This window comes from Acidovorax lacteus, from assembly GCF_039540375.1.
Lineage (GTDB): Bacteria > Pseudomonadota > Gammaproteobacteria > Burkholderiales > Burkholderiaceae_C > Acidovorax_G > Acidovorax_G lacteus.
In genome coordinates, this window is record NZ_BAABEX010000031.1 from 23,123 (window position 1) to 45,847 (window position 22,725).

The 22,725-nt window shown below is 67.0% G+C and carries 19 protein-coding genes; 7 read left to right on the plus strand and 12 right to left on the minus strand.

Annotated elements, in window-relative coordinates; translation table 11 throughout:
* The first annotated feature begins 23 nt into the window (after positions 1-23).
* The 4 genes from ABD866_RS15895 to ABD866_RS15910 all read left to right on the plus strand — a co-directional run bounded on the left by ABD866_RS15895 (position 24) and on the right by ABD866_RS15910 (position 10,908).
* Positions 24-4,052 carry an IPTL-CTERM sorting domain-containing protein gene (locus ABD866_RS15895; protein WP_345067691.1) on the plus strand — a complete coding sequence of 1,343 codons (4,029 nt, stop codon included), beginning with the start codon at positions 24-26 and terminating at the stop codon, positions 4,050-4,052.
* Positions 4,053-4,102: 50 nt separating this feature from the next.
* On the plus strand, positions 4,103-4,612 hold the full coding sequence (locus tag ABD866_RS15900) for a C40 family peptidase (RefSeq protein ID WP_345067447.1): 510 nt from the start codon (positions 4,103-4,105) through the stop codon (positions 4,610-4,612).
* A 100-nt stretch (positions 4,613-4,712) separates the two neighbouring features.
* Positions 4,713-5,819, plus strand: coding sequence for a 3-deoxy-7-phosphoheptulonate synthase (locus tag ABD866_RS15905; RefSeq protein ID WP_345067450.1), 1,107 nt, complete (start codon positions 4,713-4,715; stop codon positions 5,817-5,819).
* A 211-nt stretch (positions 5,820-6,030) separates the two neighbouring features.
* Entirely contained in the window at positions 6,031-10,908 is a 4,878-nt protein-coding gene (locus ABD866_RS15910; RefSeq protein WP_425549604.1) for an EAL domain-containing protein, read from the plus strand.
* Between the two features lie 34 nt (positions 10,909-10,942).
* On the opposite strand, the gene ABD866_RS15915 is transcribed toward ABD866_RS15910, so the two are convergent.
* From ABD866_RS15915 to phnG, 12 genes are all read right to left on the minus strand, one after another.
* Complete coding sequence (locus ABD866_RS15915) at positions 10,943-11,518, minus strand: phosphonate degradation HD-domain oxygenase (protein WP_345067456.1); 576 nt, start codon at positions 11,516-11,518, stop codon at positions 10,943-10,945.
* 9 nt (positions 11,519-11,527) lie between these two features.
* Positions 11,528-12,331 carry a phosphonate ABC transporter, permease protein PhnE gene (phnE, locus tag ABD866_RS15920; RefSeq protein ID WP_345067459.1) on the minus strand — a complete coding sequence of 268 codons (804 nt, stop codon included), beginning with the start codon at positions 12,329-12,331 and terminating at the stop codon, positions 11,528-11,530.
* A 28-nt stretch (positions 12,332-12,359) separates the two neighbouring features.
* Positions 12,360-13,304 (minus strand): phosphonate ABC transporter substrate-binding protein, encoded by a 945-nt coding sequence (phnD, locus tag ABD866_RS15925; protein ID WP_345067462.1) that lies wholly within the window; start codon positions 13,302-13,304, stop codon positions 12,360-12,362.
* A 45-nt stretch (positions 13,305-13,349) separates the two neighbouring features.
* Positions 13,350-14,207, minus strand: a complete 858-nt coding sequence (phnC, locus tag ABD866_RS15930) for a phosphonate ABC transporter ATP-binding protein (protein ID WP_345067465.1) — start codon at positions 14,205-14,207, stop codon at positions 13,350-13,352.
* Positions 14,208-14,312: 105 nt separating this feature from the next.
* Entirely contained in the window at positions 14,313-15,470 is a 1,158-nt protein-coding gene (locus ABD866_RS15935) for an alpha-D-ribose 1-methylphosphonate 5-triphosphate diphosphatase (RefSeq protein WP_345067468.1), read from the minus strand.
* Positions 15,467-16,180: a phosphonate C-P lyase system protein PhnL gene (phnL, locus tag ABD866_RS15940; RefSeq protein WP_345067471.1), complete on the minus strand. Its 714-nt coding sequence runs from the start codon at positions 16,178-16,180 to the stop codon at positions 15,467-15,469. The genes ABD866_RS15935 and phnL overlap by 4 nt, the downstream gene beginning before the upstream one ends.
* Positions 16,177-16,965: a phosphonate C-P lyase system protein PhnK gene (gene phnK / locus ABD866_RS15945; protein ID WP_345067474.1), complete on the minus strand. Its 789-nt coding sequence runs from the start codon at positions 16,963-16,965 to the stop codon at positions 16,177-16,179. The genes phnL and phnK overlap by 4 nt, the downstream gene beginning before the upstream one ends.
* Positions 16,962-17,423: a GNAT family N-acetyltransferase gene (locus ABD866_RS15950; RefSeq protein WP_345067477.1), complete on the minus strand. Its 462-nt coding sequence runs from the start codon at positions 17,421-17,423 to the stop codon at positions 16,962-16,964. The genes phnK and ABD866_RS15950 overlap by 4 nt, the downstream gene beginning before the upstream one ends.
* Positions 17,420-18,328, minus strand: a complete 909-nt coding sequence (locus tag ABD866_RS15955) for an alpha-D-ribose 1-methylphosphonate 5-phosphate C-P-lyase PhnJ (RefSeq protein WP_345067480.1) — start codon at positions 18,326-18,328, stop codon at positions 17,420-17,422. The genes ABD866_RS15950 and ABD866_RS15955 overlap by 4 nt, the downstream gene beginning before the upstream one ends.
* A complete protein-coding gene (locus ABD866_RS15960) occupies positions 18,325-19,437 on the minus strand; it encodes a carbon-phosphorus lyase complex subunit (protein WP_345067482.1) in 1,113 nt (370 codons plus the stop codon). Before ABD866_RS15960 ends, ABD866_RS15955 begins: the two co-directional genes overlap by 4 nt.
* A gap of 2 nt (positions 19,438-19,439) precedes the next feature.
* Positions 19,440-20,078, minus strand: coding sequence for a phosphonate C-P lyase system protein PhnH (gene phnH / locus ABD866_RS15965; protein WP_345067486.1), 639 nt, complete (start codon positions 20,076-20,078; stop codon positions 19,440-19,442).
* Positions 20,075-20,590: a phosphonate C-P lyase system protein PhnG gene (gene phnG / locus ABD866_RS15970; protein WP_345067488.1), complete on the minus strand. Its 516-nt coding sequence runs from the start codon at positions 20,588-20,590 to the stop codon at positions 20,075-20,077. The genes phnH and phnG overlap by 4 nt, the downstream gene beginning before the upstream one ends.
* A gap of 75 nt (positions 20,591-20,665) precedes the next feature.
* On the opposite strand from phnG, the gene phnF reads away from it, so the two are divergent.
* From phnF to phnN, 3 genes are read left to right on the plus strand one after another with little or no spacing between them, the layout of a single operon-like run.
* On the plus strand, positions 20,666-21,442 hold the full coding sequence (gene phnF / locus ABD866_RS15975; RefSeq protein ID WP_345067491.1) for a phosphonate metabolism transcriptional regulator PhnF: 777 nt from the start codon (positions 20,666-20,668) through the stop codon (positions 21,440-21,442).
* A gap of 7 nt (positions 21,443-21,449) precedes the next feature.
* Complete coding sequence (locus ABD866_RS15980) at positions 21,450-22,142, plus strand: DUF1045 domain-containing protein (protein WP_345067494.1); 693 nt, start codon at positions 21,450-21,452, stop codon at positions 22,140-22,142.
* Positions 22,139-22,711, plus strand: coding sequence for a phosphonate metabolism protein/1,5-bisphosphokinase (PRPP-forming) PhnN (phnN, locus tag ABD866_RS15985; protein ID WP_345067495.1), 573 nt, complete (start codon positions 22,139-22,141; stop codon positions 22,709-22,711). Before ABD866_RS15980 ends, phnN begins: the two co-directional genes overlap by 4 nt.
* Positions 22,712-22,725 lie beyond the last annotated feature (14 nt).

A 22,725-nucleotide genomic window follows, 5' to 3' on the forward strand; every position in this document is an offset into this window, starting at 1 on the left:
TTAGAGGGATTCCCACTGTGCAAATGCGATTGAACCGGGGGCTGGCCTGGGTGGCCGGCGCCCTGATGCTGGCTGCCACCAGCACGGCTGTGCTCGCCGAAGGCAGCCGCTCTCTGTACCCGCTGAACTACGAGGCGATTGATGGCGGCAACAACGGCCGCGCCAACCTCGACCTGACCGACCCCAACAGCCGCTACCTGGGCGTGGTCGCGCGGCGCACCTTCGTGTACGTGTATGCGCGGCAGAACGAGTACATCCTGCTGGGGTCTCGTAACCGCACCGCCAACGGCGTGGGTGCGATCAACGTGTACCAGCCCCAGAGCTTCGGGACGCGCGGCAACGAGACCATTCCAGCCACGGCCGACTTCACCTGCAGCAGTGGCACAACGGGCCTTATTGCCAATCGCAGCGAAGAACTGGCCGGCCCGCAGGCGGTCGCCGGCGGTGGCGTGGCTGGGGGCTTCGTGCCCTGTGTGTACCAGGCGCCGGTCGATGGGGTTTACGGTGTGCTGTTCAGCCCCAGCAACACTGGCGGCGGACCGGACGGCTCTGTCAGCACACCCGCCGTGTCGAACACCACGGTTTCGGCCTGGGACGTGACCGTGCGCTCCAGCGACACCACCTCCACGGTGGATCTCAACGGCCGGGTCTTCACCTACGCCTGGACAGCGTTCACGGGTGGCAACGGGCCCGCACGGCGGCTGTACTCCGACTTGTTCTACGCCACCAGCGATGGCTACCGCTATCGCCAGACGCTGACCGGTCTGGACCTCAACGGCGGTACTTTTTTTGCCAACGCACGCGGCTTTGTGGACAGCGGAGACCCTCTGTACAAGAACATCCGCGGCACCAACCAGCCGGTGTCCACCGGCATCCCGGCTGGCGTGAGCGCCGACCCACCGCAGTACCCGATCTTCTTCAGCAACATCGCGCCCGGGAACGTAGAGGCCGAGCGCACGCTCACGGCGCTGGGCATTCCGCTGACGCCGAAGCCTCCACAGGTCAATTCGTTCAGCTTTCGGTACCCGCCCGTCAATTCGTCTACCAGTTATGTGGGGCAGGGTGGCGTGTTTCGCTTTTATGTGACCGACACGCTCTCGTTCCAGATCGTCATCAGCCGCGACGGCACTGACTGGGACCCCGCCACGCCCACCAACCGGGTGCTCACCGGCACGTCCGGTACCGGGGAATACTCGGTGGTCTGGGACGGCAAGGACAACGCGGGCAACAACTTCCCGGCCGGCAGCAACTACCAGTTCCGCATCACCGGGCGCAACGGCGAAGTGCACTTTCCTTTCGTCGATGCCGAAGCCAACATTTTTGGCGGCCCCACGGTCACCAAGCTCAACGGCAATGTGACCGACTCGCTGATCTATTACGACGACCGTGGGTATGTGACACGGGGTGGCACCGCCGTGGGCACGCTCAACGGCCACATCTGCGGCAACGCCACCTACGACAACACCAACCCGGTGCAGGCGCTGCAAGGGGTGGACTCCTCGGCACGGGTCTACGACAACGGCACCGGACCCAATACCGCATATGCCCGCAGCTGGCGGCAGATCGGCAATCCGAACTCCGACTGCGCCAGCGCTACCCAGGGTTTCGGCGATACCAAAGCCCTGAACCTCTGGACCTACCAGACCACCACGCCGCAATCGAACACCCTGAGCATCGTGGACAACGCCGATGTGCGGGCTACCGTGTCGGCTCCGGTCAGCACGCCGGCCGGCGGTACGGTGAATGTGGCCGTGGGCTTTGCCAACGTGGGGTCCCAGACCGCCACTGCAACGGTGTTCACGGTGCAGCTGCCCACGGGCCTCGGTGATGTTTCGTGCACGGGCGCGACCTGCAGCTACAACGCCACCACGGGCGCCGTGAGCATCAGCGGTCTGCCGGGATCGCTGTCGCCAGGACAGGAAGTGAACATTGGCCTGCGCTATACCGCGCCCGCCACGGGCAGCGTAGCCACCCAGGCCACCGTGACCACGACCTCCAGCCAGGGAGCCAATCTCGCACCTGATACGGCGAGTGCCACCACCTTGGTGGGTGGCACCACCAGTGCCGATGTCCTCGTGTCGCTGGCCGCGCCGGCCACGGCAGTGCAGGGCGGCACCGTGGCGGTGCCAGTGCAGTTCGCGAACGTGGGGGCCTCGGCTGCCCCCATCACCAGCTACGGGCTGCAACTGCCTGCGGGCCTGAGCGGGGTGGGCTGCAGCGGCTCGGGGATCACCTGCACGTACGACGCGGGCACGGGAACAGTGACCGTCAATGGCGCACCAGCCACATTGACCGCCGGGCAGTCGCTAGGCTTCACGCTGTCCTACACCGCGCCGGCTGCAGGATCGACCGTCACGGTCAACGGTAGCGTGGCCACATCCGCCACAGAAACCAACACGGCCAACAATACGGCCCAGAGTGCCACAACCACGTCCAGCACGGCAACGGCTCCGGATGTGCTCGCCACCCTGTCCGCCCCCGTGACTGCGGCCCCGGGAAGCCTGGTGGAAGTGCCCGTGCGCTTCAGCAACGCGGGCGATGTGACCGCTGCAGGCATGGGCTACAACCTGACACTGCCGACGGGTCTCACAGGTGTGTCCTGCGCAGCCCCCGTGAGTTGCACCTACACGGCGGGTACCGGCGCAGTCGCCGTCACTGGGCTGCCTGCCAGCCTCGCGGCGGGCGCCTGGGCCAACCTCACGCTGCGCTACACGAGTCCGGCGCAAGGCGTGGTCAATGTCAATGCGACGGTCTCCACCACCACCGCCGGTGAGACCAACACGACGAACAACTCGGCGTCAGGCCACACCACGGTGGTCACAGGGGCTGCCGGTGCCGACGTGACGGTCACGGTCTCGCCGCCAGCAACGGTCGCCCCAGGTGCTGCCGTTGCCGTGTCCGTCACGGTATCCAACCTCGGCCCGCTGGATGCGCAAGGGGTGGGTTACACGCTTACGCTGCCGCCAGGTCTGACCGGCGTATCGTGCAGCGGTGGTGCCACTTGCGCGTACAACAACAGTACCGGCGCGGTCACGGTCACCGGCTTGCCGGCTACGCTCACGGCTGGACAGTCCCAACCCTTCACGCTGCTCTACACCGCACCTGGCAATGGTCAGGTGGCAGTGCAGGCCTCGGTCTCGAGCACGAGCCTGGACACGAACACCGGCAACAACACCGCGCAAGGCACCACCACCGTGGCGTCTGCGGGCGTGCAGGCCGATGTGACGACCAGCGTAGCCCCACCAAGCACAGCCCTGGCAGGAACGACCGTGCAAGTGCCCCTGCAGTTTTCCAATGTGGGGGGGGCCAGCGCTTCCAACCTGGGCTACACCGTGCAACTGACCGGCTCGCCCACCGGGGTTGCGGTCACTTACAACAGCGTGGCCTGTACCTATAACGGGGGCACGGGCGCCATTACGGGTTGCGGCCTGCCGTCCACCCTGACTCCGGGCCAGGCGCTGAACCTCGTGCTGAGCTACACGGCCCCCGCCAGCGGCAATGTCGGGGTGACCAGCAACGTCTCGACCACCAGCGGCGAAAGCAACATCACCAACAACTCGGCCACGGCCTCGACCGCAATCGGGCTGGTGGACATGGCTGTAAACCTGGCGGGCCTACCGACGTCGGGATCGGTGGGCACCCCTTACAGCGGCTTTTTCACCTGCACCAACAACGGCAACCAAACCGCAGCTGGCGGACAGTGCAGCGCCGCAGGCCTGCCGACCGGTGTCGGCGTCACGGGCTGCACCATCAGCCCGGGCAACACCGCATGGACGGCCGGCAGTGCAGTGCCTGCAGGGCAGACGGTCCGCTGCACAGTTGCGGGCACGCCATCGGCCGCCGGCAGCTTTGGCAGCAGCGGCACCACCGGCGCCACTGGCGATGCGAATGCAGGCAACAACACCGCCAACCTGACGGTGACCATCGCCGTGGCGGGTGCCTTGCACACCGCCGCGATTCCAACGCTGGGCCAGTGGAGTCTCATTCTCCTGTCGGCTCTGGTCGCACTGGCAGGCCTTGCGCGGACCCGCCAAGGGCGCAGCCTGGGTTGAGGTGGTCAAAGGCCCCACAGGCACTGGCCGTTCTTTCCGCTCAGGCCCGCATGCGCTACCCTTTCCAGGCCATGCGCATGACCTATGTTCTGGCCGGCCTGGTGTCCCTGCTGCTGCTGGGCGCCTGCAGCACGGCGCCCCAGCCCAGTCCATCGCAGCCGTTACCGCCGCTGGCGGTGCCGCATCTCAGCGATGAACAAGCCCATGACGTGGCCATCCACGCTTTGGGCCTGGTCGGCACGCCGTACCGATTTGGCGGCAACACGCCAGAAGGCGGCTTCGACTGCAGCGGTCTGATCCACTATGTGTTCCGCCAGCGTACCGGCATGGCCCCGCCGCGCACCGTGGCGGCTCTCGGGCAGTTCGGCCAGGCCCTGGACGCCCAGTCCGTGCGTACCGGTGACCTTGTGCTCTTTGGGAACCCGGTTCCCACCCATGCGGGCATTTATGTCGGAGAGGGGCGCTTTGTCCATGCGCCTTCCACGGGCGGCACGGTGCGCCTCGACCATTTGCGTGCCCGACACTGGGCGCGGGAATTCGCAGGCTTTCGCAGGCCCTGAGGGCCGCGCGGCATGACCGCCACGCCCGGGGTGCTGTAGTGCTGCAGTGCCGTGTATTGGCGACAATCGGAGGTTGTATCCCCGGTTGCCCCGCCTGCATATGCACGTCCCACACCCTGCCACGCCCCTGAGCACCCTTGACACCACCCGCATCGACGACACGCGGATCAAGGCGGTACGCCCCTTGATCACCCCCGCGCTGCTGCAGGAGTGGCTCCCTGCGCCGGCCGAGGTGCAGGCCTTGGTCGAAGCAAGCCGTACCGCCATCTCCCGCGTGCTCCACGGCCAGGACGACCGCTTGGTCGTCGTGGTGGGGCCCTGCTCGATTCACGACCACGGACAAGCCCTGGAGTACGCGCAGCGGCTCAAGCAGCAGTCCGATGCCCTGGCGGCCGACTTGCTGATCGTGATGCGCGTGTACTTCGAAAAGCCGCGCACAACAGTGGGCTGGAAGGGTTACATCAACGACCCCCATCTGGACGGCAGCTTTGCGATCAACGAAGGGCTGGAGATGGCCCGCAAGCTGCTCATCGATGTGCTGTCGATGGGCCTGCCGGTGGGCACTGAGTTCCTGGACCTCCTGTCACCGCAGTTCATCAGCGATCTGGTGAGCTGGGGCGCGATTGGCGCCCGCACCACGGAAAGCCAAAGCCATCGGCAATTGGCCAGCGGCCTGTCATGCCCCGTGGGCTTCAAAAACGGCACCGACGGCGGCGTCAAGGTCGCGGCCGATGCGATTCTGGCCGCCCAGGCGGCACACGCTTTCATGGGCATGACCAAGATGGGCCAGGCTGCGATTTTCGAGACGCGCGGCAATCGGGACTGCCATGTGATTCTGCGAGGTGGCAAGCAGCCCAACTACGGTCCGCAGGACGTGGCCGCCGCCTGCGCACTGCTGGCCGCGGCAGGCCTGCGTGAGCAGGTGATGGTGGATGTGAGCCATGCCAACAGCAGCAAGCAGCATCAGCGCCAGATTGCCGTTGCAGCCGAGGTGGCCGAACAGATCGCCCAGGGCGATGCGCGGATCACCGGCATCATGATTGAAAGCCACCTGGAAGAGGGGCGGCAGGATATCGTTGCCGGGCAACCACTGCGGCATGGGGTGTCGGTCACCGATGCCTGTATTGCGTTTGAACAGACCGTACCCGTGCTGGAGAACCTGGCAAAAGCAGTGCGCACCCGGCGTGCTGCCATGGGCAGTTTGTGATCGATTGGCGAGCTGCCTTCGCACACGTCGCGCATGCGACCCGGGCAGAACCGGGAATCGGTGCTTTTGCGATTGCCGCGGATGCAGATTCACCGTACAACCGATGGGGCGGCATGTGCCCATGTGACCGCACAGCCCCCACCGCGCCCATGCCTGTCTTGCGTACCACCCTCACTGCTCCATGCATCCGCCTGACGGCCAGAGCCTGACCATGGGTGACCTCCAGGCATCGCAGGACCTCCGCCGGCTGGAAGCCTTGCGGTCTTACGCCATTCTGGACACCCCGGCAGAGGACAGCTTTGACCAACTGGTGCTGTTGGCTTCGGGCCTGTGCGGCACGCCGATGGCCGTGGTGAGCTTCATCGACCAGCATCGCCAGTGGTTCAAGGCTTCGGTCGGCGTGCCGATGGCAGAGACCGAACGGTGGATGTCGTTCTGCACCCACCTCATGCACAGTGCCGAGCCGGTGGTGGAGGTGTCCGACACCCATCAACACCCGATGTTCACCTCGCACCCGCTGGTGCTGGGCGAGCCGTACCTGCGGGCCTATGCCTGCGCTCCGCTGCGCAGCCCCGAAGGCGAGGTGGTCGGTACCCTGGCCGTGATGGATACGGTGCCCCGGGTCTGGCAGCCCGGGCAGACCCAGGGACTGGCCATCCTGGCACGCCAAGTCATGGTTCAGCTGGAATTGCGCCGCCAGCAGAGACTGCTGGCCCAGCTCGTCCGGGAGCGAGACCAGATGCACGCCGAACTGCGGGCACAGGGCGAGGCACTGCAGGTTGCCGGACGCATTGCCCGTATCGGCGGCTGGATTGTGGAGTTGCCCAGCATGCAACTGACCTGGTCTCAGGACATTGCCCAGGACTTCGGACTGCTGCGCCGGGTTGGTTCGGTGGCCCAGATCCTGGCGTTGTTTGCCCCGGCCTACCGCGGCCGAATGCGGGAAGCCTTTGAGGGGTGCATGCGCAGTGGCCGCGCATTCGATGTGGAAGCCGAAGTAGAAGTGCCTGGCGCCGGGGCATTGTGGGTACGAACGGTGGGCCAGGCGGTGCGCGAGGCGAATGGGCGCATTGCCCGTATCCAGGGAGCGTTCCAGGATGTCTCGGAGCGGCATGCGGCCGAGACGGCGCTGCGATTGAGTGAAGAGCGCTTCCACCATGTCGCCCGTGCCACCGCCGATGCCATCTGGGACTGGAATCTTGAATCGGATGCCATCTGGTGGAGCGATGGCATGCAGACACTGTTCGGCATCCCGCCCGATGCGCTGGAGCCCGACAGTCGTTCCTGGACCGAACGCCTGCATCCCGAAGAACGGCGTTCGGTCGTGCACAGCATCGAATCGGTGATCCAGGGAACCCGCAACCACTGGTCGGCCGAGTACCGCTTCCGCCGCTACGACGGAAGCTATGCATGGGTGCTGGACCGGGGCTTCGTCATCCGCGATGCGCAACAACGCCCCCTGCGCATGGTGGGCGGCATGACCGACATCAGCGCCCAAAAACTGGCAGCGCTGGAGGCCCTGCGAGAAGCCACCTACCACGCAGAGTTGCTGCGCGTGCAGCAGCGCCTCTCGTCGCTGGACCTGGCCCTGCCCGAAGTGCTGGAGCTGGTCGCCCAAACCGTGCAGCAGCAGACGGGCGCCCGTGGCGCGATGGTGGAGCTGCTGCAGGGACGACAACTGGTGGCGCAGGCGTCCGCAGGAGACTTGGTGCGTCCCGTAGGCAACATGCTGCCGGTCGACAAGAGCATTCTGTGGCCTGCCCTGCACCGCGGCGAGACCGTGGTCTGCAACGACACCTGGGCGGCCGGATGGGACATGGAATCCATGCCGCACCGACACGGCGTGCGATCCGTGATGGCAGTTCCGCTGCGGGATGGCCACGAGGTAGTGGGCTCGCTGAAGGTCACCTCCGACGAGGTGAATGCCTTTTCACGGCGGGATGTAGAGCGCCTGGAGATCCTGACTGAGTCGCTGGGTGCCATGGTCAAGCTGCGCCATGTGGCTGGACGTTTGCACGCCTCAGAACACCAGTACCGGATGCTGTTCGACGCGCACCCGCATCCGATGTGGGTGTACGACCAGCAGAGCTTGCGACTCCTGGCGGCCAACCGTGCCATGGTTGAGCACTATGGGTACACAGAGGCCCAGTTGCTCGCACTGCGCATGACCGATCTGGCTCCGGAGGCTGAGGCCCACGCGTTGGAGCAGCAGTTGCTGGCGGTGCCTGGTGGACGCACCGGACGGCTGGGCGTACAGCGCCATCGCCGCAGGGACGGCAGCCAGATCGAAGTCGAGGTGTCGATTGGGCACATCAGCTTTGACGGCCGACCAGCCTGCCAGGTGCTGGCCACCGATGTCACGGAACGACTGCGGGCAGAGCGTGAGCTGGCGCGCATGGGACGTGCCCAGCGACTGCTGGGGGCCTGCAACGAGGCACTGGTGCGCGCCACCTCCGAAGCCGCACTGCTGCGCTCGGTGTGCCAGATTGCCGTGGACATTGGTGGCTACCGCATGGGCTGGGTGGGGTTCGCGCGAGACGATGAGCGCAAGTCCATCGAACCAGCCGCATTCGCAGGCCCCTACCAGGAGTATCTGCAATCGCTGCAACTGAGCTGGTCGGCTGACCATCCGTCTGGCCAGGGCCCCGCGGGCATCGCCGTACGGACTGGGCAACCAGTGATCGTGCAAGACATCCGCACGCGGCCCGACATGGGGGGCTGGATGGAGCGGATGCTGCAGCATGGCTTTCACGCCATCATCTGTCTGCCGCTGCGCGAGCGGGAGCGGACATTCGGGCTGCTGTACCTGTATGCCCCTGAGATTCTGCAGATCAGCTCTGAGGAAGCCGCGCTGCTGCAGGAGTTGGCGAACGATCTGGCGTTCGGCATCACCAGCCTGCGCGCGCAACAGGCACGGGAGCGCTTGCAGAACGCAGTGGTCAAGGTGGCTGCTGCCGTGTCGGCCAGCACAGGCACCGAGTTCTTTGTGCAGCTGGTGCGCAACATGGAAGAAGCGCTTGGCGCCCAAGCCGGCTGCGTTGCGCGGCTGCTTCCCTCACGGCAAGGAGAGCCTGCACGGGCCATGACGGTGGCCACGATGGTCCAGGGCCAATTGCTGCCCAATGCCGAGTATGCGCTCGACGGCACCCCGAGCCTTCAGTTGCTCACGCACCGCCACCATGTAGTAACGCGGCAGATCCGCCTGTCCTATCCCGATGCCCCGGTGCTGCGATTGGTCGAAGCCGAGGCGTATGTCGGCCAGCAGCTGTGTAACGCCGATGGCGATGTCGTCGGACTGATCTTTGTGCTGTTCCGAGAGCCACTGGAAGACCCGGACTTCATCACCTCCACGCTGCAGATCTTTGCCGCGCGTGCCTCCGCTGAGATCGACCGGCAAAACGCCGACCTGCGCATCCGCCACCAGGCCTCGCTGCTCGACAAGGCCCAGGACGCGATCATCGTGCGCGATCTCGATCACCGCATCATCTACTGGAACAAAAGTGCGGAGCGCTTGTACGGCTGGAGCCAACTGCAGGTTCTGGGCCAGCCCATCGACAAGCTGCTGTATGAAGATGCGGCTCCGTTCATGCGCGCGACGGCCATCACGCTCGAACAGGGCGAGTGGACCGGCGAGATCGTGCAGCGCCACCGGGATGGCAGCACCATCGAGGTGGAGGGTCGCTGGACGCTGGTACGCGACGATGCCGGGCGGCCACAGTCCATCCTTGCGATCAACACCGACATCCGCCACCGCAAGGCCATCGAGCGCGAGATCCAGCGGCTGGCCTTCTACGACCCTTTGACAGGCCTGCCGAACCGGGTGCTGCTGATGGAGCGCATGCACCAGGCGCTGGCCTCGGCCCAGCGACACCGCCGGGGCGGGGCGCTGCTGTTCATCGACCTCGACAACTTCAAGACCCTGAACGACACCCTCGGGCACGACCAGGGCGATCTTCTGCTGCAACAGGTGGCCCAACGCCTGAACACCTGCGTACGCAACGTCGACACCGTGGCGCGACTGGGGGGCGACGAGTTCGTGGTCATGCTGGAAGAACTGAGTGCCAAGCCCCACGAGTTGGCGCTTCAGGCGCGAAGCGTCGGCGAAAAAATCCTGGGCATGCTGTCCATCCCGTATGCCCTGACCGGATACCAGTACCGCAGCACCCCCAGCATCGGCATCGCACCGTTCCATGGCGATCACACCAATGTGGGGGAACTGCTCAAGCAGGCCGACTTGGCGATGTATCAGGCCAAGACAGCCGGCCGGCACACCTTGCGCTTCTTTGACCCCGACATGCAGGCTGTGGTGACCACGCGCGCCGCCCTGGAGGTCGATTTGCGCAATGCGCTGGCGCAGAACGAACTTCTGCTGCACTTTCAGCCCCAGATGCATGCACAGCGCGGTTGTGTCGGCGTCGAGGCGCTGGTGCGCTGGGCGCACCCAGAACGGGGTATGGTCTCGCCCGGGCAGTTCATTCCCCTGGCAGAGGAAACCGGACTGATCCTGCCCCTGGGGCGTTGGGTGCTCCAAAGCGCCTGCACCCTGCTGGCACGCTGGCAGTCCGATCCGACGCTGTCGCATCTCACGATGGCGGTGAACGTCAGTTCGCGCCAGTTCCGCCACGCCGGCTTTGTGGACGACGTGGCGCGCGTGCTGGTCAGTACCGGAGCACCACCAGGACAGCTCAAGCTGGAGCTGACCGAAAGCCTGCTGGTCGAAGACATGGAGGCCACCATTGCCACCATGGGGCAGCTCAAAGGGCTGGGCGTTGGCTTCTCGCTGGATGACTTCGGAACGGGATATTCCAGCCTGAGCTACCTCAAGCGCATGCCGCTCGACCAGCTCAAGATCGACCAGAGTTTCGTGCGCGATCTCATGACCGATCCGAACGATGCGGCCATCGTGGACACGATCATCGGCCTGTCACGCAGCCTGGGCCTGGAAGTGATTGCAGAGGGCGTGGAGACCGCTGAGCAGCGCGCCGTGCTGGCAGCAGCGGGTTGTGTGCTGTACCAGGGCTACCTGTATGGCCAACCCGCTGCAGCGGCCGCTGTCGAAGCCTCGATCAAATCGGCCATGCAGACCTGAACAGGGTCGTCAACAAGCACGCTGCGGCGCCTGATCAAACGTTCGCCAGGGCCTGCTGCCGCAAACGCTCCACCAGAGGCAGATAGTGAGCAAGGTCGGGCGTGGCCCGCCCCGGCACCTTGGCATGGTCGTCGTAGCGGCGCAGTCGCACTGCTTCGGCCGCATACGCGTGCTTCAGAAAACCCGCGGCCTCTGCTGCCGAAAACACACCGCCCTGTTGCGCCAGGCTGTGCACCGATACCGGAGACAAGGAGGCGAAGTACCCAGGCTCAGCGTGGCACAGGTAACGCTTGGCCTCCACATGCAGGCGGATGGGCTCCAGCACCGCCTCTGGCAAAAGCCCCCGCAAGAAGGGCATCACGGTGTACTGGTGCAGATCGTCGGCATCGGCTGCAACGCCCGCAGGCCGCTCTGCCGCGCGTTCGGCCGCGATGAGATGGCCCAGGTCGTGCAGCAGACACGCGACGACCAGCACATCGCCTTCACCGGCCTGCTCGGCCCTGTGGGCGCATTGCAGCGCATGGTCCAGTTGGCTCACGGCCTCGCGGCCGTATTGGCGCGCGCCCTGCTCACGCAGCAAACGCTCGATGGTGTCCAGGTCCAGGGCCATGGTGCGTCCTCAGACCAGCAGTTTGCGGATGCGCGCCGACACGAGGTCGATAGCGCTCACGGTGACGATGATGATGAGCATTACCGCGGCCGTCTCGGCGTACTGGAAGCCGCGGATGATCTCCCACAGCACCACGCCGATGCCACCGGCACCCACCATGCCCACCACAGAAGCCGAACGCACGTTGGCTTCAAAGCGGTAGAGGGCGTACGAAATCCACAGCGGCATGACCTGGGGAATCACGCCATAGACGATCTCATGAAGGGCCGAGGCCCCTGTGGACCGGATGCCTTCCACCGGTTGGGGATCGATGGCCTCCACCGCCTCTGAAAACAGCTTGGCCAGTGTGCCCGCCGTGTGAATCCACAGCGCGAGCACCCCCGCAAACGGCCCCAGTCCCACGGCCACCACGAACAGCATGGCGAACACCATCTCGTTGATGGCACGGAAGGCATCGAGCAGGCGGCGCACCGGTTGGTTCACCCACCAGGGCGCGATGTTGGACGATGCCAGCAGGGCCAGCGGCACCGCTGTCACAACGGCCAGCGCCGTGCCCCAGACCGCGATCTGGAGCGTGACCAGCATCTCGGCCACGTACAGGCGCCACTGTGCAAAGTTGGGCGGAAAAAACTCGCTTGCGAACGTGGCCATGTTGCCCGAGTCGCGCAGCAACTCCATGGGGCGCATGTCCGCCCCTTCCCAGGAGCCGGCCAGCACCATGGCCACCACAGCCCAGGCAGCGTACCAGGCCCAGCTGCGGCGGGGCATGTCCGCCAGGGCCATGGCGGACGGAGAAGTCGTGGTCGAAGTCATGGCGTCGGACTCGCGTGGAGGGGCGGGCTTACTTCAGCGCAGCCAGTTGCTGATCGATCTCGGCCAGCCGGGTCTGGCGGTCCGAAGCGGACAGCGTCGAATCGCCTTCCACACGGTTGCGCTTGGAGAACAGGTCCAGTTCGCGAATGGGCTTGAGCTGGGCGTTGCTCGAGGGCTTGAAGCCGCTGAGCTTGGAGATCTTCATGACGATCTCCTTCTCGCGCGCATCGGTCTTGGCGTAGTTGTAGAAGAAGTTGCGGATCTTGGCCTTGGTGGCCTCGGGCAACTGCTTGTGCATGACCAGCGGGTCCAGCGGGATCAGGGGCGACGTCCAGATGATGCGGATGTCCTTGAACTTCTCGGGCTGGCGCTCCTTGATCTTGTCCAGGTTCTCGCTGTTGTTGGTGGCCACGTCCACCTGGCGGTTGGCCACCGCCAAGGCATTGGCCTCGTGGTTGGCATTGCGCACGACCTTGAAGTGGGCCTTCGGATCGATCTTGTTCTGCGCAAACACGTAGTAGCCGGGCACCAGGAAGCCCGACGTGGAGTTGGGATCCCCGTTGCTGAAGCTCAGGGACTTGCCGTTCTTGAGCACATCGTCCAGCGTACGGATCGGGCTTTCGCGGTGCACGATCAGATGTGAGGTGTAGCCCTCGGTGCCGTCGGCGTTGACCATCTGTGCAAACACCTCACCGTTGGCGCGGTCCACCGCCTCCATCGCCGATTTGTTGCCAAACCAGGCCACGTGTACCTTGTTGAAGCGCATGCCTTCGATGACCCCCGCGTAGTCGGGCGCGAAAAACGCCTTGACGGTGAGACCCGTCTGCTTGGCCATGTCGTCCAGCAGGGGTTGCCAATCGGACTTGAGATTCTGGGAGGACTCGGTGGAAATGATGCCGAAGTGGATGTCCTGGGCATGGGCAGAAGCAAGGCCCAGGGCCAGGCCCAGGGCAACAGCGATGCGTTTGATCATGAAGAGACTCCGGAAAGCAAAGAGAAGGAAAGGAATCGACCGGTGTCAGGCCGCCACAGGCTGCGGCCACGCGGCCACGGGCGCCGCCACCGGTGCAGGGGCGGGGGCAGCCCCATGCAGGGAAGCGCTGCCATTGAGGATCTCGTCGGCCTGCATGCCATACAGGCTGCGCAGCAGGGCCGGGGTCAGTTCGCGGGCTGGGCCGTCGTACACCACCCGCCCCTGGTGCAAGGCCACCACGCGCGGGCAGTAGCGCAGCGCCATGTCGATCTGGTGCAGCGAGACGACCACCGTACAGCCGTCTTCGCGGTGGATGCGCGCCAGGATCTCCATCACCTTGCGCGACGATTCAGGGTCGAGCGAGGCAATCGGCTCGTCGGCCAGCACCACCTTGGCACCCTGCACCAGGGTCCGTGCGATGGCTGCGCGCTGCTGCTGGCCGCCCGACAGCGTGGATGCCCGCTGAGGGGCGCACTCGGCAATCCCCACGCGCGCCAGCGCCTCGACCGCACGCCGCCGCTCTTGCGCCGGGAACCAGCGCGTCCAGCCACGCCACCAGGGCAGGCGGTGCAGCGAGCCCACGAGCACGTTCACCAGTACGGGCAGGCGGTCCACCAGGTTGAATTGCTGGAACACGAAACCCACCTGCGAGCGGATGCGGCGCACCTCGGGCTGGATGCGGCCATCGCGCTGCACGCACTGGCCGGCCACCTCGATGCGGGAGCCCTGCACGGCGTCGCCCGCCATGAGCCCGGCGACATGCCGCAGCAAGGTGGACTTGCCAGAGCCGGAGGCACCAATCAGCGCCACCATCTCGCCCTGGCGGATGTCGAGATCGATGTTCGACAGCGCGGTCTTGCCGTTGGCAAAGCGCTTGCTCAGTTTTTCAATGCGAAGGGCCATGGATCGTCTCCGGTCAATCTGTCTAGACAGCTTGGGCAGTGTCGGGCCCGTGTGTGAAAGTGCGTTGACAACTTGGGGAAGCTTTTGTGAAGGCTGGCGTCCGCTTCAAAGCACGCGACGGCCTTCGCGCCACACCGCCCGCACCACGGCCTGGCGGCCGCCGCGCGGCAGGTCCACACAGCGCACCTGCACCAGATCGGCCCGCAGACCGGGCTCAATCGCACCGCGGTCGGTCAGCCCGCAGGCCTGCGCCGGGTTGCGCGTGACGGTGGCCACCGCCTGCGGCAGCGTGAGCACGCCGTCGTCCACCAGGCGCAGTACGGCGCTGAGCAGGCTGCCCGGCACGTAGTCCGACGACAGAATGTCCAGAAGTCCCAGGCGCGCCAGCTCCGCCGCTGCCACGTTGCCCGAGTGCGAACCGCCGCGGACCACGTTGGGCCCGCCCATCACGGTGCATAGGCCGCGCACATGCGCCGCCCGCGCAGCCACCACGGTGGTCGGAAACTCCGACACCGTCGCGCCCTCGGCATGGGCCTGTTCCACATGGGCTTCGGTGGTGTCGTCGTGGCTGGCCAGCGCAATGCCGTGCGTGCGGCAATAGTCCACGAAGTAGCTGCGGTGCGGCTGGGCGTAGCGGGCCTGCAGTTCGGCCGCATGCTCCACCTGGCGCAGAAACTTCTCCAGGCTCCAGCCCTTCTTGCCTGTGTAGTACACGCGGGCCTGTTCAATGTTTTCCCACTGGCGCTGTCCGGGCGTGTGGTCCATCACCGATATCAGCGACAGACGGTCGTGGCCGTCAAAGGGCGCAAACAGGTCCACCGTGTTGGGCGCGGGCAACTCGCAGCGCACATGCAGGTGGTGGTCGGCGCGCAGCAGGTCTGACTTGGCGCAGTGGTCCAGCGTTTCGACCACGCCATGCCAGGTGCTGCCGCGCAGGCTGTCCGGGTCTGCATCGCCCACGCCCAGCGCATCGAACACCGTGGTGATGCCGGCGGCCGCAATTTCGGCATCGTGTGCGAGCAGCGCAGGCATTTCGGCCCACTGCACCTTGGGGCGGGGCATCAGGTGGCGCTCGAAATTGTCGGTGTGGATCTCGACCAGGCCCGGCAGCAGGTAGTCGCCTTCCAGGTCGTGGCCCACAAGGCTGGACGCGGCGCCGCTGTCGATGGCGGCGATGCGGCCGTCCTCGACCCGCAGGCTGCCTGTGATGACGTCGTCGGCCAGCACGATGCGGCCATTGCGGAAGGTGAGTGGGGGGGTCATGCGGCGCTCCGGTAACGGCTCATATCGATGCGGCGGGTGGCCACTTCGGCCCCCACCTCGGGGTCGTGGAAGATGCCCAGCACCGCTGCGCCGCGAGCCACCGCTTCATGGATCAGTTCGACGACGGTGCGGGTGTTCGCGGGGTCGAGCGAGGCGGTGGGTTCGTCCAGCAGCAGCAGCGGACGCGGGCGGATCAGGCTGCGCGCGATGTTGATGCGCTGCTGTTCCCCGCCCGAAAACGTGGCGGGTGGCAGGGCCCACAGCCGCTCGGGAATGCGCAAGCGAGTGAGCCAGCGCGCCGCCTCGGCCCGCGCCTCGGTGCGGGCGGCGTCGCTGCGCTCGCGGCCTTCAAGCAGCGGCTCGGCCACCACATCGAGTGCGGCCACACGCGGAATCACGCGCAGGAACTGGCTCACATAGCCCACGGTGTCGCGGCGCAGGGCCACCAGGGCGCGCGCGTCGGCCGTGGTGACCTCGGTCACCGCCCCACCGTGCTGCACCGTGATGCGGCCGCTGCTGGCGCGGTAGTTGGCGTACACGAGCTTGAGCAACGTGCTCTTGCCCATGCCCGACGGGCCGTCGAGCACCAGGCATTCGCCTGAATGGGCCTCAAGGTCCACGCCTTGGAGCACCGACAGCTCGGCCCCGTTCTGGTGGTGCAGGGTGAAGCGCTTGGCAACACCGGTCATGCAAAGGACGGCTTCGGTCATGGCTGTAGAACGGAAGAAACAAGAAGCTGGGTGTAGGGGTGCTGGGGGTCGTCCAGCACCTGATCGGTCAGGCCTGTCTCGACAATGCGGCCGCGCTGCATCACCACCATGCGGTGCGCCAGCAGGCGGGCCACGGCGAGGTCGTGCGTGACGATGACCACGGCCAGCTGCAGCTCTTGCGTGAGCGCGCGCAGCAGGTCGAGCAGGCGCGCCTGCACCGACACATCGAGGCTGGAAGTCGGCTCGTCCATGAACACCAGGCGCGGCCGCGTGACCAGGTTGCGCGCGATCTGCAGGCGCTGGCGCATGCCGCCCGAGAAGGTGCGCGGCGCATCGTCGATGCGGATCGGATCAATCTCCACGCGGCGCAACCATTCCTCGGCCGCCGTGCGCAACTGGCCGTAGTGGCGATCGCCCAGGCCCATGAGGCGCTCGGCCACGTTGGCACCGGCCGACACGTCCATGCGCAGGCCGTCGGCCGCGTTCTGGTGCACAAAGCCCCAGTCGGTGCGGGCCAGCAGGCGCTGCTGTGCGGCACTCAGGCCGTGCACATCGGCCAGGCCGGTACCCTGCAGGTGGTACGCCACTTCGCCCGCGTCGGGCTGCAGGCGCGCGGCCACGGCATTGAGCAGCGTGCTCTTGCCCGAGCCGGATTCGCCCACGATGGCCAGCACCTCGCCAGGCCAGAGGTCGAACGATGCCTCGTGCAGCGCCGTGAAGCTGCCAAAGCGCTTGGAGATGCCGCGCACGCGCAGCAAGGGGGGGGTGGAGGCAATGCCGGTCATGCGGTGGTCTCGATCACAAAACTGACCCCGTGGCGTTCAAAGCCCAGGGATTCGTAAAACGCATGCGCGGCCGCCCGGCGGCGGTTGGACGACAGCGCGAGCTTGTAGCAGCCCGCAGCGCGGGCCTGGGCCATGGCGTGGGCCATCATCTGGCGGCCAATGCCGCGGCCGCGGTGGCCTGCATCGACCACCACGTCTTCGACCACCGCGGACGGCGCACCCCGGTGGGCCAGGTTGTGCATCACCAGCAGGGCGTAGCTGCCCAGCACGGCCTGCGGCCTGTCGGCCTCGCAAGCCACATACAGGTGGTAGTGCGGGTAGCGTGCGAACTGGGCAAACAGCGCGCGTGCTTCGTCCAGCGCCAGCACCTGCTCGTCGTCCAGTCCGGGCTGCGCATAGAGCGCCAGCACCTGGGGCAGATCGCGCTCATGCGCCTCGCGCAGTTGCACGGCGCTCATGCGGCCTCCCCGGTTGGCGTGGACTGGCGTTCCTGGCAGTAGTCGGAGTCGGAACACACATGCATGCGACCGCCCTGGTCATCGGTGATGACTTCGTCCAGAAACGAATCGGTGGCACCGCACAGCGCGCAGGCGGCTTCCCAGCGCTGGACCTCGAATGGGTGGTCGTCGAAGCCCAGGCTTTCCACCCGCGTGTAGGGGGGTACGGCGTAGATGCGCTTTTCACGGCCCGCGCCGAACAGCTGCAGGGCGGGGTTCATGTGCATCTTGGGGTTGTCGAACTTCGGAATGGGCGAGGGCGCCATCAGGTAGCGGCCATTGACCATGACCGGATAGTCGTAGGTGGTGGCGATGTGGCCGTAGCGCGCGATGTCCTCGTAGAGCTTCACGTGCATCAGCCCGTACTCGGCCAGCGCGTGCAGCAGGCGCGTTTCGCTGTCCCGCGGCTCCAGGCGCTGCAGGGGCTCGGGCACCGGCACCTGGTACACGATGATCTGGCCTTCACGCAGGGGCGTCTCCGGGATGCGGTGGCGCGTCTGGATCAGCGTGGCCTCGCGGGTACGGGTGGTTACAGGCACACCGGTGGTGCGCTGGAAAAAGCGGCGGATGTTGACTGCGTTCACCGTGTCGTCCGAGCCCTGGTCGATCACCTTGAGTGTGTCTTGGGCGCCGATGACTGCGGCCGTGACCTGAATGCCGCCCGTGCCCCAGCCATAGGGCAGCGGCATCTCGCGCGAGCCAAAAGGCACCTGGTAGCCCGGAATGGCAACGGCCTTGAGCAAGGCGCGGCGGATCATGCGCTTGGTGCGCTCGTCCAGGTAGGCAAAGTTCACGGCCTCGGCGCGCTCCGGCGCATCGGGCTGGGCCGGGGCCTGCAGCAGGCCGGGGTCGAGCGGGGCGTTCATGCGGTCTCCTCGGGGGTATCGTGTGCGGGCGCCTGGCCGGCATCGGCGCGCATGCGGCGCACCAGTTCCAGCTCGGCCTGGAAATCCACGTAGTGCGGCAGCTTCAGGTGTTGCACGAAGCCCGAGGCTTCGAGGCTGTCGCTGTGCGAGAGCACGAACTCCTGCATCTGCGCAGGCGATTCGACGCTCTCGCCCAGCTCTTCGGCGCGCAGGGCGCGGTCGACCAGGCTCATGGCAATGGCCTTGCGCTCGCTGTGGCCGAAGGCCAGGCCATAGCCACGCGTGAACTGCGGCGGCTCGGTCTTGCTGCCCGCAAACTGGTTGACCATCTCGCACTCGGTCAGCTCGATGTCGCCGATGGAGAGCGTGAAATCCAGCTCTTCGGGTGCGATCTCGACCGCCACCTCGCCCAGGCGGATCTCGCCCACAAACGGGTGGCTGTGCGAATAGCCGCGCTGTGTGGAATACGCCATGGCCAGCAGAAAGCCCTCGTCGGCGCGGGCCAGGTTCTGCAGGCGTGTGCCGCGCGGCGCCGGAAAGCGCAGCGGCTCTCGCGTGAGGTCGCGCGGGTCCGGGTCGCCCTCGGGCACGGGGTGGGTCTCGATCAGGCCCTCGTGGTTGAGCAGGTCCACCACCCGCGGCGCGGGTGCTCCCGGTGGCACGGTCTCCGTGGGGGCCGAAGCAGCAACGGGCGTGCCCCCCTCGGCCAGCAGGCGGAAGTCCAGCAGGCGCTGCGTGTAGTCGTAGGTGGGGCCCAGAATCTGTCCACCCGGCAGGTCCTTGAAGGTGGCCGAGATGCGGCGCGACAGCGCCATCTCGCTGGTGCGCAGGGGCAGGCTGGTGCCCAGGCGCGGCAGCGTGGCACGGTAGGCCCGCAGCAGGAAGATGGCTTCCACCGCATCGCCCGCAGCCTGCTTGAGGGCCAGCGCAGCCAGATCGGGGTCGTACACCGAGCCTTCGGTCATGACCCGGTCCACCGCGAGCTTGAACTGCTGGCGAATCTGGGCCACGCTGAGCTCGGGCAGCTGCGGGTCGCCACGGCGCTGCGCATCGAGCAGTCGGTAGCTGGCGAGGATGGCGGTTTCTCCGCCTTTGACGGCCACATACATGCTCAGGCCTCCTGTGCTAGGGTGTGCTCGGCCCGCAGGGCTGTGGTGCGGGGCAGGCCGACGAGGTGGGTATCACTCGCAAGGAACACGTCCACACCGCGGGGAAACGCGCTTTGCAAGGCGGCCCGTTCGGCCTCAAAGGCGGGCGGCAGGCCGCGGGTGTGCAAGGTTTGGATGTCCTGGATGCCCGGCCCTTGCAGGTTCCAGGTCTGGGCACCGGCCGATGCGGCGGCCGGAAGATCCACCTCAATCACGCAGGTAGCGGCCTGGTCGGGGTCCAGATCGGTGCCCGCGTGGAAGGCGCCCAGTGGGGGCCAGGCATCGCCCGCGGCCAGCCACGCGAAGCGCGCGGCCGCCGGGTCGGCCACCACACGGCAGCCGGTGTGAAAGCGCAACCAGGCCTCGGCGTCACTGCCCGCGAGGTGGGGCGACAACCACAGCGTGCAGTCGTTGTCGAGCAAGGCCAGCAGCAGCAAGGCAGCAGCCGTGTGGCCGACCCCGGGATGTGGGGCCACCGCTGGTACGGCAACCGCACGACCGGGCCGCGACAGCGCGTCCAGCGCGCAGCGGAACACCGCCTGGCTGCCATGCGCGAGATCGTCAAATCCCGGACGCACGCGTTGGAGCTCATCGTGTTTCATGCGGCGTCCTCGTCGTCGTTGTCGGACCCGGCTTCGCGGGCCACGGTGAAGAAGTCCACCTGCGTGGCGCGCGCCCGCGCGTTGCGCTCGGCAGCGCGCTGGGTCAGGTAGTGGCGAATGGGATCGAGCAGGCTGCCTTCCAGCGCCGCCTGCTGGGCCGGGTCTTGCAGCAGCGCATCGGCCAGTGCGGCCAGCGTGGCCTGGCGGTGGTTGCGGCCCAGCACATAGGCCACGCCCACGGCCGAAGGGCTGCCCTCGGCATCGGTGCTGCGCAGCGCGCAGCGCGTCACGGTGATCTCACCCAGCAGAAACCGCTCGCCCGTGCCGCCTGCACGGCCTTGCAGCATCGTGAGCCCGGTCTCCGGCTTGCGCAGCCATTCGGTGCGCTCGGGCCGGTGGTGCGCTGCGAGCGCCTGCTCGAGCAACGGCAGCGGAGCGCGGGCCAGCAACGCCATCCACTGCGGACGGGTGCTGCGCTGGCCCGGGCCGGCGCTGTAAAACGCTTGAAACATGTCGGTGCTACCCTTCAGGTTGTGTAGACAACTTTGCGAATGGCCTCCAGCTTAGGCAGCGCTTGTGTAGCTTTCATGACAACCACCACGATCCGCACCGCAGCGCCTGAAGACGCCGCACTGGCCTTGCCCGACCCGGGGCACAGCTTCTGGGCGCGCATCGCCCACGAGATCGCCGACGCGATCCGCCACGGCATCTACGCACCGGGCGACCGCCTGCCCTCAGAGCACGAACTGGCGCAGCAGTACGGCGTGAACCGCCACACCATCCGGCGTTCGTTGTCCACGCTGGGGCAGATCGGCCTGGTGCGCTCCACCCAGGGCAGTGGCACCTACGTCGAAGACTTTGCGGTGGACCTGGTGCTGGGCAAGCGCACGCGCCACCGGCAAAACCTCGCGCAGGCCGGGCTCAAAGGCGGCCTGCAGGTGCTGGCCGCAGCGCGCGTGCGGGCCGACGCTGGCGTGGCGCAGGCCTTGCGCGTGCGCACGGGCAGCAGCGTGTTGCACCTGGTGGTGCTCGGCGACGGCGGCGGCCAGCCGCTGCACGTGAGCGACCGTTACTTCCCGCTGCCACGCTTTGCGGGGCTCGACGTGCACCTGCAGGAAAGCGGCTCCATCACCACCGCGTTTGCGCGCCTGGGTGTGGCCGACTACACGCGTACCGAAAGTCGCATCTCGGCCCGCCTGCCCAATGCCGAAGTGGCCACGCACCTGCGCCAGCCCGCCGCACGGCCCGTGCTGCAGGTCAGCAGCGTGAACGTGGACCTGCAGGGCCTGCCGATTGAGTTTGCGCGCACCTGCTTCGCGGGCGACCGCGTGAGTCTGACGGTGGACCATGGCCGCGATGCCTGAGCCCGCCATGCACCGCGTCGCGCTGTACTTCGCGCCCGACCCCGCATCGGCCTGGGGCCGCGCAGGCAGTGCCTGGCTGGGGCGGTGTGCCGCCGGGCACACCCCGGGCGCCGCGCCTGCCGTGGACGGCCTTGATGCCCGCACCTGGCACACACTGGTGGCCGACCCGCGGCGCTACGGCTGGCACGCCACGCTCAAGCCGCCGTTTCGCTGCGCACCGGGGGTGGGCCTGCCCCAGGTGCTTGCGGCGGTGGACGCCCTGTGCACCCGCCACCACCGCTTTGAACTGCCTGCGCTGCAGGTGACCTGCATGGATGGCTTCCTGGCGCTGCGGCCTGCGCGTGCTGAGCGGGCACTCGACCGCCTGGCCGCCGACACCGTGCAAGCCCTGCACCCCCTGGCCGCACCGCTGGATGCGGCCGAACTCGCACGCCGCCGCCGAGCACCGCTCACCCCCGAGCAGGATGCCCTGTTGCAGGCCTGGGGCTACCCCTGGGTGCTGTCGCAGTTCCGCTTTCACTTCTCGCTCACAGGGCCGTTGGGTGCGTTGCCTCCGGTCGCGCTGCAGGGGCTGATGGAAGCCGCGGCCCGGCATTTTCACGACTTGCCGCCCTGTACCTTCGACCGCGTGTCGGTCTTCATCGAGCCCGCGCCTGGTGCCGACCTGATGCTGCACTCTCAACACGGACTGACCGCATGAGCCATCGCCTCGTCTGCATCATGGGCCCCTCGGGGGTCGGCAAGGACAGCGTGCTGGCCGCTCTGCGGGCGCAATGGCCTGATGCCGAACGCGCACACTGGGTGCGTCGCAGCATCACGCGGCCGGCCACGGCGGGGGGCGAAGCCCACGAGGCCCTGGATCGGCCCTCCTTCGACTTCCTGCGCGACACCGGTGCGTTTGCCCTGCACTGGGAGGCACACGGTCTGGGCTATGGCATCCGCTGGGCCGAGCTGGCACCGCTGACCACCGGCCGCTGGGTGTTCCTCAACGGCTCGCGCGCACATTGGTCGGCCGTGCGCCACCGCTGGCCGCAGGCCACGCTGGTGCACATCACCGCCCCGGCCGAAGTGCTGGCCCAGCGCCTTGCCGCCCGCGGCCGGGAAAGCGCTGCCGAGATCGCCGCCCGCCTGGCACGGGCCGAGGCCTGGCCGCTGCCGCCCGACGCCGTCACCGTGCACAACACCGGCCTGCTGCAAGACGCGGCCACCAATTTGCAGCGCGCACTGCAGGCACTGGACGCACAGGCCAGCACCGCCCTGCCAGCCTGAAGTCCCGACGTCCC

Bases quoted from the DNA above. Each gene is read 5' to 3' on its own strand.
- phnK (WP_345067474.1), bottom strand. From the start codon at position 16,965: ATGACCGGCATTGCCTCCACCCCCCCCTTGCTGCGCGTGCGCGGCATC.
- ABD866_RS15895 (WP_345067691.1), top strand. From the start codon at position 24: ATGCGATTGAACCGGGGGCTGGCCTGGGTGGCCGGCGCCCTGATGCTG.
- ABD866_RS15955 (WP_345067480.1), bottom strand. From the start codon at position 18,328: ATGAACGCCCCGCTCGACCCCGGCCTGCTGCAGGCCCCGGCCCAGCCC.
- ABD866_RS15900 (WP_345067447.1), top strand. From the start codon at position 4,103: ATGCGCTACCCTTTCCAGGCCATGCGCATGACCTATGTTCTGGCCGGC.
- phnG (WP_345067488.1), bottom strand. From the start codon at position 20,590: ATGTTTCAAGCGTTTTACAGCGCCGGCCCGGGCCAGCGCAGCACCCGT.
- phnL (WP_345067471.1), bottom strand. From the start codon at position 16,180: ATGACCGAAGCCGTCCTTTGCATGACCGGTGTTGCCAAGCGCTTCACC.
- phnH (WP_345067486.1), bottom strand. From the start codon at position 20,078: ATGAAACACGATGAGCTCCAACGCGTGCGTCCGGGATTTGACGATCTC.
- phnN (WP_345067495.1), top strand. From the start codon at position 22,139: ATGAGCCATCGCCTCGTCTGCATCATGGGCCCCTCGGGGGTCGGCAAG.
- ABD866_RS15950 (WP_345067477.1), bottom strand. From the start codon at position 17,423: ATGAGCGCCGTGCAACTGCGCGAGGCGCATGAGCGCGATCTGCCCCAG.
- ABD866_RS15980 (WP_345067494.1), top strand. From the start codon at position 21,450: ATGCACCGCGTCGCGCTGTACTTCGCGCCCGACCCCGCATCGGCCTGG.
- phnD (WP_345067462.1), bottom strand. From the start codon at position 13,304: ATGATCAAACGCATCGCTGTTGCCCTGGGCCTGGCCCTGGGCCTTGCT.
- ABD866_RS15935 (WP_345067468.1), bottom strand. From the start codon at position 15,470: ATGACCCCCCCACTCACCTTCCGCAATGGCCGCATCGTGCTGGCCGAC.
- phnF (WP_345067491.1), top strand. From the start codon at position 20,666: ATGACAACCACCACGATCCGCACCGCAGCGCCTGAAGACGCCGCACTG.
- ABD866_RS15910 (WP_425549604.1), top strand. From the start codon at position 6,031: ATGGGTGACCTCCAGGCATCGCAGGACCTCCGCCGGCTGGAAGCCTTG.
- phnC (WP_345067465.1), bottom strand. From the start codon at position 14,207: ATGGCCCTTCGCATTGAAAAACTGAGCAAGCGCTTTGCCAACGGCAAG.
- phnE (WP_345067459.1), bottom strand. From the start codon at position 12,331: ATGACTTCGACCACGACTTCTCCGTCCGCCATGGCCCTGGCGGACATG.
- ABD866_RS15915 (WP_345067456.1), bottom strand. From the start codon at position 11,518: ATGGCCCTGGACCTGGACACCATCGAGCGTTTGCTGCGTGAGCAGGGC.
- ABD866_RS15905 (WP_345067450.1), top strand. From the start codon at position 4,713: ATGCACGTCCCACACCCTGCCACGCCCCTGAGCACCCTTGACACCACC.
- ABD866_RS15960 (WP_345067482.1), bottom strand. From the start codon at position 19,437: ATGTATGTGGCCGTCAAAGGCGGAGAAACCGCCATCCTCGCCAGCTAC.